A 12,803-nucleotide genomic window follows, 5' to 3' on the forward strand; every position below is an offset into this window, starting at 1 on the left:
ATGAAGACCCGTTCCGTCCGCTCGCCTGCGGTGCTTCTCGCAGCAACCATGCTTGCCACCCCGATCGCGCTTTCGCCGGTCGCGACCACGCCTGCCTACGCCTGGAGAATCGTCTTCGATCCCAGCAACTACGCGCAGAACGTGCTCACGGCAGCGCGAACGCTCGAACAGATCAACCACCAGATCACCTCGCTTCAGAACGAGGCGACGATGCTGATCAATCAGGCCCGCAATCTTGCGAGCCTTCCGTTCTCCTCGCTCCAGCAGCTTCAGCAGAATGTTCAGCGCACGCAGCAGCTCCTGACCCAGGCCCAGAACATCGCCTTCGACGTGCAGCGGATCGATCAGGCGTTCCAGCAGCAATATGGCAACGTCTCCATGTCGGCCACGGATCAACAGCTCGTCTCCGATGCGCGCTCGCGCTGGCAGAACACGGTCGGCGGCCTGCAGGACGCAATGCGCGTCCAGGCGGGTGTCGTCAGCAATATCGACACCAACCGCACGCAGATGAGCGAACTGGTGAACCAGAGCCAGGGCGCGACCGGCGCGCTTCAGGCGACGCAGGCCGGCAACCAGCTTCTGGCGCTTCAGTCGCAGCAACTCTCCGATCTGGTGGCGTTACTTGCGGCTAACGGGCGCGCAGGCGCTTTGACCGAAGCCGAGCGCACAGCGGCTGCCGAACAGGGCCGCGAGCAGCGTCGTCGCTTCCTGACGCCCGGTTCAGGCTACCAGCCGGGCAACGCGCAGATGTTCAACGGCAACTGAGGGCGAGCTTATGGACGGCAAGATGCTGGCCCGGCTGGGCGCTGTTGTGTTCGTCGCCATCGCCATCACGGCGGCGGTCGTCGAGATGACCCGTAAGGAGGAGCCGTCAGAGGATTTCTCCACGCGCACCGTCGAATCTCGGCGCGATCCGCTGCGTGAGGCACAGCGCCGGTGCCAGCAGCTTGGGGCAACGGCCGCGAACGACGCCGAATGCCTGCGCGTCTGGGCGGAAACCCGCGATCGTTTCCTGCGTCCGTCGCCCGCGCCAGCGTCGCCGTCCTCCAGCGAAGGGCGGTGAAGCATGGGCGGCTCGGGCGTCATCGACACGTTCCTCGACACCTTCACCCGCTATATCGACTCCGGGTTCGGTCTGCTCGGCGGCGAGGTGGCGTTTATAGCCACAACGCTCATCGTGATCGACGTTACCCTTGCTGCGCTGTTCTGGAGCTGGGGGGCGGACGACGACATCATCGCGAGGCTGGTCAAAAAGACTCTGTTTGTCGGGGTATTTGCCTACCTGATTTCCAATTGGAACAACCTCGCCAAGATCGTTTTCGAGAGCTTCTCCGGACTCGGACTGAAGGCCGCAGGCACAGGCTTCACCGCTCAGGATCTCCTGCGCCCCGGCAAGGTCGCCCAGACCGGCCTCGATGCGGCGCGTCCTCTGCTTGACGCGATCTCGCCCTTGATGGGCTGGATCGCGGTCTTCGAGAACCTGATCCAGATCGTCTGCCTGCTCTTTGCCTGGGCGCTGGTCATCCTCGCCTTCTTTATTCTGGCGATCCAGCTCTTCGTGACGCTGATCGAGTTCAAGTTGTCGACGCTCGCCGGCTTCGTTCTGATCCCCTTCGGCCTGTTCGGCAAGACCGCCTTCATGGCCGAGCGCGTGCTTGGCAACGTGATCTCCAGCGGCATCAAGGTGCTCGTGCTCGCCGTTATCGTCGGCATTGGCTCCACGCTGTTCAGCCAGTTCACGCAAGGTTTTGGCGGCCAGACACCCAGCATCGATGATGCCATGGCCATCGTGCTCGCGGCCCTCTCGCTTGTCGGTCTTGGCATCTTCGGTCCAGGCATTGCCTCGGGCCTTGTCAGCGGCGGTCCCCAACTTGGCGCAGGCGCCGCGATTGGCACTGGCTTCGCGGTCGGAGGTGCAGCACTTGCCGCCGGCGGCGGCGCGGTGCTTGCCGCGAAGGGTGGTGCCGCTCTTCTTTCCGGCGGCGCCGCTGCCGCGCGAGACGGAGCAGCGGCGGCCGGCGCGGCATCGTCCGCCTACACGCTTAGTTCCATGGGACGATCGGGAGCGTCCGGCGTCGCGTCCGGCCTCGGAGGCGTAGCACGCGCCGCCGGCTCTGCCTCCGTTTCGCCATTGCGCCGTGCCGCTTCCCGCGCGTCCGAGAGCATGAAATCCAGCTTCTCCGACGGCGCGCGGGCCGGCGTCAGCGCCACCGGCGGCTCCTTCTCGTCCGGCGCGGGCGATTCCGATCCCGCTTCCGTCGCTCCCGCAGCCACCCCCGACCAGCCGCCGGCTTGGGCGCAGCGCATGAAGCGCGGCCGCCATGTCTCCCACGGCGTCAGCGCCGCCGCCCACGCAGTTCGCTCGGGTGACGGCCATGGCTCCGGCGCATCAGTCAATCTCTCCGAAAGTGACCGCTCATGAACCTCTTCAAACGACCGGCCGTGCATTACGGCAAGACACCTGAGCCTGAAACACCTTACCAGAAGGCCGCACAGGTCTGGGACGAACGACTTGGGTCGGCGCGCGTGCAGGCGAAGAACTGGCGCTACATGGCGTTCGGTTCGTTGATCCTCTCGGCCGGCTTCGCGTCCGCACTGGTCTATCAGTCCGCGCGCGGGACGGTGGTGCCATGGGTGGTCCAGGTGGACAATCTGGGTCAGGCCCAGGCCGTCGCGCCCGCCACGGCAGACTTCCGCCCGACCGATCCCCAGATAGCCTGGCATCTGGCGCGCTTCATCGAGCAGACCAGAAGCATTCCCGCCGATCCGATCATTGTCCGCCAAAACTGGCTCAGGGCCTATGAATGGACGACCGATCGCGGCGCCGCCGCGCTCAACGACTATGCCCGCGCCAACGATCCTTTCACGAAAGTCGGCAAGCAGCAGATCGCGATCGAGGTTTCCAGCGTCATCCGGGCTTCTCCGGACAGCTTCCGCGTGGCGTGGACGGAACGGCATTTCGAGAACGGCCAACTCTCCACGACCGAACGATGGACGGCGATCCTGACGATCGTCATCCAGCCGCCGCGTGATGCGGAGCGGCTCAAGGTCAACCCGTTGGGAATCTATGTGAATGCGATTTCGTGGTCGCGGGAGATGAGCCAATGAAATCGGCTTTCTGTAATCCCGCCATTCCGGCTTTCCGTAAATCCGTTCTTCCGGCTCTGCTGCTTTCCGCCTCCACGCTGGCGGGTTGCGCCACGCCGCAGAAGCCGCCCGAAATCAGCTACGATCGAAATGTTCCGGCTTTGCCGGCCGTACCCGCTTCAGTCACAGACGATCGGCCCCGTCCGATTCATATCCCTCCGGCGTGGACGCCCGCAAAAGGTGGGACGGCAGCCAGCACCCCTGTCGGACGCGTCGAGAATGCCAACGCCGCCGCTCGGGTTCAGCCGCGCCGGGAGGGCTACTTCAATGCGATCCAGATCTACCCCTGGTCGGAAGGAGCGCTCTATCAGGTCTATGCCGCACCCGGCCAGATTACCGACATCGCGCTGGAACCCGGTGAGTCGCTGACCGGTGCTGGACCGATTGCGGCCGGCGATACCGCACGATGGATCATCGGGGACACCGAGAGCGGCAGCGGCACAACGCGGCGCGTCCACATCCTCGTGAAGCCGTCCCGGCCGGACATCACGACCAATCTCGTCGTGACCACCGACCGGCGCGTTTACATGATCGAGCTGCGTTCCGGAGCGAAGCCCTATATGCCCTCCGTCGCATGGTCCTATCCGCGGCCGCGCGCCGGACAAGGCCAGAGCATCCCGGCGACGCCGGTCATCCCGGTCGTCGCGGCGCGCAACTACCGCTACGGTTTGACCGGCGGGAATCCGCCCTGGAAACCCGTCTCCGTCTATGATGACGGCCGCAGGGTTTACGTCGAGTTCCCGCGCGGGATCGTCCAGGGCGAAATGCCGCCGATCTTCGTCATCGGTCCGGACGGCGAAGCGCAGCTCGTCAACAGTCGTATCCACCAACACATCCTGATCGTCGATCGCTTGTTCGGCGCGGCGGAGCTGCGGCTCGGCGGCGGCGACCGTCAGCAGGTCGTCAGGATTGTCCGCACCGACCGGAGACCCGCATCATGAGTGAGGACAAAACTAACACTGCATCTTCCATGCGTCTGCGCGCCGAGGCACCGCGCGTTACCCGCCTTTCGCGGAAAGTGCTGGCAAGCGTTGCGGCCGTCGGGCTCGTCGGCATCGGCGGCGCGCTGATCTACGCCCTCCAGACCCGCGACGGAGGTCAGGGCGGAGAGGAACTTTACTCGACCAACAACCGCCAGACCGCAGATGGCCTCGCCGGCCTGCCGCGCGATTATACCGGACCTGTGCTAGGTCCGCCGCTGCCCGGTGATCTTGGGCGACCGATTCTTGACGCCCAGAACAGGGGCCAGCCCGTTGTTCCGCCGACGATCGCGACGCCGACCGTCGACGAAGCCGAACAACGCCGTCGAGCCGAAGAAGAGGCGGCCCGCACCAGCCGCGTCTTCTTCCAGACCCAGCCAAGTGCGACACCCGGGACGCCCGGTGGCGCGACCACGCCAAACGTTCCCGGCTTCGATCTCGCCGGCTTGACCGGGCAACTCGGACAGCAGACCGCGCAGGATCGGCAGCTTGCGTTTCTGAATGCGCCCGTCGATCGCCGGACCACATCGTCGGATCGGGTCGTGGCTCCGGCTTCGCCGTTCATCCTTCAGGCAGGAGCGGTGATTCCCGCCGTGCTCATTACTGGCATCCGCTCCGATCTGCCCGGCCAGATCACGGCACAGGTGACGGAAAACGTCTACGACAGTCCGACCGGCCGCATTCTGCTCGTGCCGCAAGGCACCCGGATTATCGGTCAGTACGATAACAACGTGCAGTTCGGTCAGAGGCGAGCGCTCCTGGTCTGGAACCGGCTGATCTTCCCGAACGGCCGTTCCATCGTGCTCGAACGTCAGCCGGGCGCCGATACCCAGGGCTATGCTGGCCTTGAAGATGGCGTCGATTACCACTGGTGGGATCTGGCCAAGGCGGCGGGATTGTCCACGCTGCTCGCGGTCGGCACGGAGCTGGCCGTCAGCGACGAGGACCGCTTGGTGCGCGCCATCCGTGATGGAGCACAGGACACCATCAACGACGCCGGCCAGCAGATCGTCCGGCGCCAGTTGCAGGTTGCGCCGACATTGACCATCCGACCGGGCTTCCCCGTCCGCGTTATGGTCACCCGCGATCTTGTCCTCGAACCCTACAGAGGCTGACCATGGCAAAGCTGAAACTCGGACCGATCGTCGACGACAGGCCCGTCAAGGTGACGGTAGAACTACCTGCACAACTGCATCGTAACCTTGTGGCCTATGCCGAAATCCTGGCCCGAGAGACCGGCCAGCCCGTCGCCGATCCCGTGAGGCTCATCGTGCCCATGCTGGAGAGGTTCATCTCGACAGATCGGGGCTTTGCGAAAGCTCGGCGCTCCACGCAATCGTCGACGGCGCAAGTCTGACGGCCATTGCTCTCGCCATGGAGAGGAATCGCCTGAAGGCGGGATTGTCGTTGCTGGCGGACCAGACCGCGGAGAAGGGAAGATCCTCGTTGCTGATCGGCCGGTAGGCCACACCTGGGAACCGTGCGACGGTCATCGCCTCGCTCACCAGCGTCAAACCCCGCCCGATCGCCACCAGCGGCAGGAGATTGTCCCGACCGACCGATTGCACCTGGATCTCGGGATGCTGGCCGAGCCCGGCCAGCTCCCGCACCAGATAGTCATGGATCTCCTGACCCGGCGCCGCCTCAGTCACGATGAAGGGCTCATCCATCAAATCCTGCCAGGCGAGCTCGGAGCGAGCCGTGAGGTGGTGGTGATCCGGCAGCACCGCAAAGATCCGCTCCGACCACAACGCCGCGCGTTCGCAGGCCAGCCAATCCCTCGTCCCCGTGATGAAGGCGACGTCGAGGCGCAATTGCCGGATGGCCGCGACGTGCTCGTCGGGGTTGCCGTCGATCAGTTCGATCCGGACCGTGCCATGTCGTTCGCTGTAGTCACGCAGCAGGTCGGCCAGGAAGCCCGAGGCGATGGAAGAGTAGATGCCGATCCGGACGCGCCCGTTCTCGGATCGGCCCGCCGAGGCCACGTCATATGCACCTTCGCCGATGGTCCTGATGGCCTTGCGCGCTCGCCGCAGGAAGCGCTGTCCGGCATAGGTCGCCGATACGCCCCATGTATGCCGATGAAACAGGGACGCGCCGATTTGGTCCTCGAGGTCGGCGATGCATCGGCTGATTGCCGCCTGCGATCGCCCGAGGGCAGTTCCCGCCTTGCGGAAGCTGCCGTGCTCGGCCGCAGCCACGAAATAGCGGAGGTGGCGAAGTTCTATTGAATCGGGATACTTCGTCACCTCCCGCATCACACACCCTCCTTGCACCGTGACGGCTGGGCGATGGCCGAGCGAAGACAGCTCGGAGCCGCGTGGTCCGTTCGGAAGGCTCGCCGTCGCTGGCGCTTGGCGACCGGGAGCGCTGGGATCAAGGCGGCCATAGGAGTCCGGTCTCCGGTCAGGTGAGGCGACCGACCGGGGGAGACATGTTTGTGCTTCCACCGCCACATCGTTCCTACCCCTTTGGCCAGATTGGATGATGGTCATCGATGACAAAAGGGTGGGCGTGACGGACCGGCCCATGGCGATGGCCGCGCTTCGCGTCGGCCTCGCCGGAGAGAGGCGGCGCATGATCGACCCCGGCTTCAAGCGGATGGCTGTGCTCGATTTCGTGGTGATCGTGCTCGATGATATCGGGATCATGTGCGGGCCAGAGTCGCACGGCAGCAATCGCGCCAGCCCCAGCCGCGATGGCCAGCACCGCGAAAGCCGTCGTCATCCCGAAACCTGCTCCGAGCCAACCCGCCAGCGGATAGGTCACGAGCCATCCAGCATGCGACAGCGCGAATTGCGCGGCGAAGAGCGACGGCCGATCCTCCGGGTGTGCGGAGCGACGCAGCAGGATTCCACCTGGCGTCATGACAGCGGAACCGGCGGCGCCCAGCAAGAACCAGAGAACCAGAATGGACCACCAGCTCTGGTAAAACGCGGCAATCGCGAGCAACATCGGCAAAGCTACTGAGCCCGTGATCATGACGCTGCGCGGTGATCTGCCTTCGAGGAGTTTGAGCAAGGCGAAGGCGACGACCATGGAACCCGCCCCATAAGTAGCAAAGAACCATGCAACATCGCCTTCCGTGCCCCCGAAGCCTGCGCGAACGATGACCACCGTGTTCACGATCACCATCGCGCCCGCCGCCGACGAAGCAAAGCTGAGGGCTAGCAACCCGCGCAGGCGCGGCGTCGCGAAATAGATCCGGCTTCCGCGTGTCAGCCGTTCAAGGAAGGGGCGCTGCACCGTCTTGGCGACCGGCAGGGCGACCGAAAGGACCAGCAGGCCCGAGGCGATGAAGCCGATGGCATTGCCGAGGAACAGCCAATGAAAGCTGATGAGCGTGAGCAGAAGGGCGGCCAGCAGTGGGCTGAGCAGGGATTCGAGATCATAGGCCAGCCGCGACATGGAAAGCGCGGCGGTATATTCCTTTTCGTCGGGAAGAACGTCGGGAATGGTCGCCTGGAAAGTCGGCGTGAAGGCAGCCGAACAGGACTGGAACAGGAAGACCAGCGCATAGATTTGCCAGACCTCCGTGACGAACGGCAGTAGCAGAACCATACCGGCACGCAGGACATCGAGCGTCACCAAAAAGGCGCGGCGCGGCACCCGGCCCGCCAACGCGCCCGCGAAGGGCGAGACGCCGACATAGGCGATCATTTTGACGGCGAGGGAGATGCCCAGCACTTGACCGGCGTCGGTGCCAGCCAGATCATAGGCGAGCAGGCCGAGGGCGACCGTGGTGAGACCCGTGCCGATCAGGGAAAGGACCTGCGCGGCGAAGAGATTACGATATGTCCGGTTGACGAGGATCGAAACCATGGCGATCCTATTGGCTGGTGAAAAATTCGCGCTCGGCCGGCCCAAACTGGACCGCGTCGAAGCGCACGCAGGTCGTGCCTTCGACCGGCGGGCCGGATTTCGTTTCAACCGACAAGTTGTTCTTCACCAAAGCGTGCATTACCGTCTCCTTACCTTCGTCAATCGGGCCTCAGACAGAACTGTGCGGTCTCCAATGGTTGGAAGGTCAAGACCCGATTTCATCTGATTCCCGGCAAGCCGACCCAAGCTCGCGCGCCGGACTGAACGCGGCGAGTTCAATCTTCGTAGTACGGCTCAGACACGAAGCGAGGCGATGAGTTAGCCGTGCGGAGCCAAGGACGCAGGTGCCGAATTCACATCGTGTTTCGGATGGCTCCGCTGATTTTACCTAGTCATCAGCATGGTCTTCGTGGATATGGAACGCCATGTCGATCAGCATGTCGCTTACATGGCTGTCCGCCACTTCGTAGAAGACCTGCTTTGACCGACGCTCCCCTCTGACGAGCCTTGCACCTCTGAGCAGCCGCAAATGATGGCTGACCAACGTCTGCGATAGCTCCAGATTCTCAACAATCTCGCCAACAGACCTTGGACCTGGCAGGCAAAAGAGCAGAATTCTCAGTCTTGTGGGATCGCCCAGCAGGCGGAAAGTCTCTGCCAATACGGTTACGTCGTGCTGCGTCAAGGATGGGGCTTGTTTCAATGCTCATGCTCCTGTTAGGCGTGGACGTGCTCATGGCCATTGTCATGGTCGTGTCCATCCCCATGCGCGTGGCCCGTCGGGACAGGGAATTGGGACAGGCTGCATGCTTCCGCTTCGTCATTCCAGTCGATAGCGATAGTCGCATGTTCGATCGTAAACTGTGACTTCAGTTCATTCTCGACTCCGCGCACGACCGAGCGAGCATCGACATCGGCAGCCGGTCGCACATGCATCGTGGCCAAGGTCCGCCCGGAGGTGATCGACCAGACATGGATGTGGCTAACGGACGCCACGCCAGGGATATTATCGACGAGATGACGTTGAATCTTTTCGGGCGTCGCGTTGTCGGGCGCACCTTCGAGCAGGATATGAATCGACTTGCCGAGAAGGCCCCAGGCGCTGCGCAGGATCAACAGGGAGACAACCACCGACAGGATGGGATCGATCGGGGTCCAACCCGTGTAAGAGATCGCAATGGCTGCTGAAACCGCACCCACGGAACCGAGCAGGTCACCCATGACATGAAGGGCGGCGCCCTTGATGTTGACGTGCTCGCTATCGCCGCGCGTCAGAATCCAGAACACCAGAATATTGATGAGAAGGCCGGCGATGGCAACGCCGAGCATTGGTCCCGCCAAGATCACGTGCGGTTCCTGGAAGCGCTGCCAAGCTTCATAGACAATCCAGACGACGATCGCGAACAGCGTGATCGCATTGATGAAACCGGCAAGGACCTCGAAACGCAGATAACCGAAGGTTCGCTTGGGGTCGGCCGCGCGCCGTCCGAACCGAAAGGCCGCATAGGCTAGCGCAAGCGCAGCCGCGTCGCTCAACATATGTCCGGCGTCGGCCAGCAGCGCCAGCGATCCTGAGATCAGACCGCCGATCACCTCCACGATCATGAACGTGAAGATCAGGAAAAACGATAGAAGAACCTTGCGCTCATTATCGCTCGTGACGGTCGGCGCATGGGAGTGATCGTGGGAATGGTCATCGTGAGAATGACCATGGCTGTGTGAATGGGACATTTCAGGGCTCATCCGTTTGACATATAACACATGAATAGATGTTCATATGTTGGATGTCAACCACCCCGCTAGCAATCCGCCCCAGCGGGCAGGGCCTACGGCGGGGTAGCGGGTCACCGTATCGCGCCGGTAGGCTTGATCACGGTCCGGTCAATGGACCGGGATGGGGTCGGGGGAAACCTGTCCCCTGCTGGCATTGACCAGCACCGCCGCAATGACCGCGGCAATCACGAGGGCAGCTCCAGCGCCCATAAGCGCAGGACCATAGCCGAAGATCAGTGCATCACTGGCAGATCTCTCCACATCGCCACCGCCGGCCTCGCGCGCGATAGAGCGCACCGAGTGCATCCGGCAACCTGCTCGCCGTGACCGAGATGGAAATGGTCGAAAGGACGGCCAGCCCCAACGCAACGCCGACTTGCTGCGAAGCGTTGAAGAGTACCGAAGCAATACCAGGAGGGGGGTCCGGCCGCCGCTGAGGTTCGATGTCCGCCGCCTCCGCATTGTGATCCGCGACGCATCGGCAGTTGTTGACCTGCGTAGTCGGCAATGGCCCGTCCCGTTTCTGGCTCATCCATCCTTGGATCTCACTGGACAGATCATATCTTAATGACGTGCTGGCATTCTCTCCGAGGCGCGGGAAGCTTACCGATAGCCAGATAAGCTTCAGACAGTGGCTTGTGAGAAACTGCGGCACCAGTCTCTCGCGCATCAATCAGTTCAAGGGTCTGCAAAAGCTTCTCGGCAACTTCCATGTCGCCGTCGGAACAGGCCCGTTTGAACAGGTGCAGGATTTCGCGGGCGAGGATCATAGCTACTGCTCCCTGGTGCCATAGCTGCTTCTTTTTGCCTGTACCGAACCAACGGGCCCGAGGTGCTCGAACTTGTTACCCGTCGCTCCAGAACGACGGCGAGTCTTGGGCCTCCTGGCCGACTTACCATCCGCCGAGAGTTCGTCGATGATCGGGCAGTCCGGTCGGGCATTACCCCGACAGTTTTCGGCCAGATGCTTGAGTGTCATGCTCATCTCCTGGAGTTCGCGTGCCTTCCGCTCAAGCTCTTCGACATGCTCAAGTGCAACACGCTTGACGTCAGCGCTCGCACGGCTTCGATCTCGCCACAGGGCGAGCAATTCGGTCATTTTCTCGACCGAGAAGCCGAGATCGCGCGCACGCCTGATGAAACGCAATGTATGCACATCCTTTTCGGAGTAGTCGCGATAGCCGCTATCTGTTCGGGATGCCTCCGGGATCAATCCAATCGATTCGTAGTAGCGGATCATCTTGGCCGAAACGCCCGATGCCGCCGCAGCCTTGCCGATATTCATCATCCTGTCCTTTCGGTAGGTTTTATGTGGTCGTTTCTTCGGGCGTAAAAAACACGTCCGCATGCATGTCCTCGCTCCGCAAACCCAGTTCGCGAAACATGACGCCGGCAGCGTCAATCATGGCGGGCGGTCCCGCCATATATGCCTTCCAGCCATCGAGATCCTGAATGTCACTCACGATCGCATCCGTTACCAGGCCGGTTCGGAAGTGATCGGATCGGCTCACCTCCGAGAGCACGGGAATGAACTGGAGATTGTCGTACGTGCTCGCCAGAAGACTGAAATGTTCGACCAGATAGAGATCGCGCTCCGTCCGCGCCCCAAAATAGAGATGGATCGGCTGACGCAGGCCGCTTGCCAGCGCCATTTCGACAATCGACTTGATCGGAGCCAGACCCGACCCGCCGGCGACCGCGAGAATTGGACCGGTATGCTGTTCGCGCAAAAATGAATTGCCGAGCGGCCCGCGAACCGACACCTCGTCACCAACTTTGAGTGACCTGGCGACGTGTTCGCTCGTGGCTCCACCGGGCACATGCCTTATATGGAATTCGAGATGGGACCGGCCTGGCTGGTTCGCCATTGAATAGTCGCGCGCCGGCACACCGGCAAACGTTACCTGCGCGTACTGGCCTGCCTTGAACGCGACGGTCTCGCCCGATTCAATCTCCAGCCTGATCTGGCGGATGTCGTGGGTTGCGTCATCGATGGCGACAACGCGGGTCCGATAGGTGCGAACGGGAAGATCAAGCTTTTCCTCATCCTCGTCGAGCCACACGACCGTACAGTCCGTGAGCGGCTGCGCCCGACACGCTAGGATCAAGCCCTGGTTTCGCTCTTCATCCGTCAGGGAAAACCGCGTGTGCGGCAGGAGGTCAACCTCGCCACTGAGCAGTCGGGACTTACATGAGCCGCAGCGGCCCGAGCGGCATCCATGTGGATATGCGATCCCTTCCTCCAGCGCCGTCTCGAGAATGGTGCGGCCAGCCGGGACGGTGATGGTGCGCGCTGCTTGCCGAATTTCGATCTGTCTTGCCATGGCAATCTCCCTCAGGCAGTGCCCAATGACAGGGCTTCTGCCAGGCGAGGCTTCTGGTCGGCAAAGGTTCCGTAGAAGACCTGTTCGTTGACGATCGTGATCGGGGCGACACGCACACCGGTGCGCGCCTTCGCCTCTTCGGCTATCTGGGGATCTGACAGATCCCGCTCTTCATATGGAACGCCCTGGTCTGCAAGCCACCGCTTGACAGCATGGCAGTCGGGGCAGGTTGGCGTTGTGTAAAGCACCACCGATGGGCTCTTCGTATTGGTCATCGTTCATTCCTTTTCTTCAGATCTGGCGAGCCTGCCGGAGCAGGCCCGCATATCTCATTTCGCGGGTGCGAGTTCCGGCCGATCGTGCGGGGCAGCACCGCTCTCCACCTGCGCGGGGGCGCGGAAGGTCTTGAGCCGGAGCGCATTGCCGAGCACGAAGACGCTCGACAGGGCCATGGCGCCGGCGGCGAAGACCGGTGACAGCAGGATGCCGTAGGCCGGATAGAGCAGCCCGGCGGCAACGGGGACCAGAGCTGTGTTGTAGGCGAAGGCCCAGAACAGGTTCTGCCGAATGTTCCCAATCGTCGCCTTGGACAGTGCGATTGCGTTCGGCACGCCTTGTAGGCTCCCCGACTGTCAATCGGCGTTGAATGTTCCCCCCCTATCGGCGTCCAAAAGGGACCCCTTTGGCGATGTGGCGAGCAGGCCCGTGGCGGCGTAGCTTTCCAGCTGGCGCAGCCGACGCGGGCCTGCGTTTCGGG

The 12,803-nt window shown here is 62.7% G+C and carries 17 protein-coding genes and 1 pseudogene; 7 read left to right on the forward strand and 11 right to left on the reverse strand.

Translation table 11 applies throughout. The features are described from left to right. Genes trbJ through IT41_RS20150 form a run of 7 tightly spaced genes read left to right on the forward strand, consistent with a single transcriptional unit; the run spans position 1 to position 5,484 of the window. Entirely contained in the window at positions 1-765 is a 765-nt protein-coding gene (gene trbJ / locus IT41_RS15370) for a P-type conjugative transfer protein TrbJ (RefSeq protein ID WP_036742993.1), read from the forward strand. Between the two features lie 10 nt (positions 766-775). Next, the gene (gene trbK-alt, locus IT41_RS15375) at positions 776-1,063 is read left to right on the forward strand and encodes a putative entry exclusion protein TrbK-alt (protein WP_036742996.1); all 288 of its coding nucleotides are present in this window, start codon (positions 776-778) and stop codon (positions 1,061-1,063) included. A gap of 3 nt (positions 1,064-1,066) precedes the next feature. Next, positions 1,067-2,422 carry a P-type conjugative transfer protein TrbL gene (gene trbL, locus IT41_RS15380; RefSeq protein ID WP_036743004.1) on the forward strand — a complete coding sequence of 452 codons (1,356 nt, stop codon included), beginning with the start codon at positions 1,067-1,069 and terminating at the stop codon, positions 2,420-2,422. Then, the gene (trbF, locus tag IT41_RS15385; RefSeq protein WP_036743007.1) at positions 2,419-3,108 is read left to right on the forward strand and encodes a conjugal transfer protein TrbF; all 690 of its coding nucleotides are present in this window, start codon (positions 2,419-2,421) and stop codon (positions 3,106-3,108) included. Before trbL ends, trbF begins: the two co-directional genes overlap by 4 nt. Next, entirely contained in the window at positions 3,105-4,088 is a 984-nt protein-coding gene (gene trbG, locus IT41_RS15390; RefSeq protein ID WP_036743009.1) for a P-type conjugative transfer protein TrbG, read from the forward strand. Before trbF ends, trbG begins: the two co-directional genes overlap by 4 nt. After that, positions 4,085-5,242 carry a TraB/TrbI/VirB10 family type IV secretion system protein gene (locus IT41_RS15395; RefSeq protein WP_036743016.1) on the forward strand — a complete coding sequence of 386 codons (1,158 nt, stop codon included), beginning with the start codon at positions 4,085-4,087 and terminating at the stop codon, positions 5,240-5,242. The genes trbG and IT41_RS15395 overlap by 4 nt, the downstream gene beginning before the upstream one ends. A 2-nt stretch (positions 5,243-5,244) precedes the next feature. Then, positions 5,245-5,484, forward strand: a complete 240-nt coding sequence (locus IT41_RS20150) for a DUF2274 domain-containing protein (protein ID WP_074948162.1) — start codon at positions 5,245-5,247, stop codon at positions 5,482-5,484. On the opposite strand, the gene IT41_RS15400 is transcribed toward IT41_RS20150, so the two are convergent. The 11 genes and pseudogenes from IT41_RS15400 to IT41_RS15445 all read right to left on the reverse strand — a co-directional run. After that, a complete protein-coding gene (locus IT41_RS15400) occupies positions 5,417-6,385 on the reverse strand; it encodes a LysR family transcriptional regulator (RefSeq protein WP_036743017.1) in 969 nt (322 codons plus the stop codon). The genes IT41_RS20150 and IT41_RS15400 overlap by 68 nt on opposite strands. Positions 6,386-6,590: 205 nt before the next feature. Next, positions 6,591-7,949, reverse strand: a complete 1,359-nt coding sequence (locus IT41_RS15405; protein ID WP_036743018.1) for an MFS transporter — start codon at positions 7,947-7,949, stop codon at positions 6,591-6,593. A gap of 7 nt (positions 7,950-7,956) precedes the next feature. After that, positions 7,957-8,088 (reverse strand): hypothetical protein, encoded by a 132-nt coding sequence (locus IT41_RS21905; RefSeq protein WP_267950880.1) that lies wholly within the window; start codon positions 8,086-8,088, stop codon positions 7,957-7,959. A 249-nt stretch (positions 8,089-8,337) separates the two neighbouring features. Then, positions 8,338-8,652, reverse strand: coding sequence for an ArsR/SmtB family transcription factor (locus IT41_RS15410; protein WP_036743019.1), 315 nt, complete (start codon positions 8,650-8,652; stop codon positions 8,338-8,340). Between the two features lie 14 nt (positions 8,653-8,666). Further along, positions 8,667-9,680, reverse strand: coding sequence for a cation diffusion facilitator family transporter (locus tag IT41_RS15415; protein ID WP_036743023.1), 1,014 nt, complete (start codon positions 9,678-9,680; stop codon positions 8,667-8,669). Positions 9,681-9,830: 150 nt separating this feature from the next. Continuing rightward, complete coding sequence (locus IT41_RS15420) at positions 9,831-10,028, reverse strand: hypothetical protein (protein ID WP_036743028.1); 198 nt, start codon at positions 10,026-10,028, stop codon at positions 9,831-9,833. 251 nt (positions 10,029-10,279) lie between these two features. Then, entirely contained in the window at positions 10,280-10,492 is a 213-nt protein-coding gene (locus IT41_RS15425; RefSeq protein ID WP_036743030.1) for a hypothetical protein, read from the reverse strand. Between the two features lie 2 nt (positions 10,493-10,494). After that, positions 10,495-11,007 (reverse strand): Cu(I)-responsive transcriptional regulator, encoded by a 513-nt coding sequence (gene cueR, locus IT41_RS15430; protein ID WP_036743059.1) that lies wholly within the window; start codon positions 11,005-11,007, stop codon positions 10,495-10,497. 22 nt (positions 11,008-11,029) lie between these two features. Then, positions 11,030-12,046, reverse strand: coding sequence for a 2Fe-2S iron-sulfur cluster-binding protein (locus tag IT41_RS15435; RefSeq protein ID WP_036743032.1), 1,017 nt, complete (start codon positions 12,044-12,046; stop codon positions 11,030-11,032). Positions 12,047-12,057: 11 nt separating this feature from the next. Next, the gene (locus IT41_RS15440) at positions 12,058-12,321 is read right to left on the reverse strand and encodes a glutaredoxin family protein (protein ID WP_021586649.1); all 264 of its coding nucleotides are present in this window, start codon (positions 12,319-12,321) and stop codon (positions 12,058-12,060) included. Between the two features lie 54 nt (positions 12,322-12,375). Next, positions 12,376-12,675 (reverse strand): annotated as a pseudogene (locus IT41_RS15445) (heavy metal translocating P-type ATPase); the annotation flags it as partial. Positions 12,676-12,803: the final 128 nt, after the last annotated feature.

The sequence above is a fragment of the Paracoccus halophilus genome (genome assembly GCF_000763905.1).
In the GTDB taxonomy this organism is placed as follows: domain Bacteria; phylum Pseudomonadota; class Alphaproteobacteria; order Rhodobacterales; family Rhodobacteraceae; genus Paracoccus; species Paracoccus halophilus.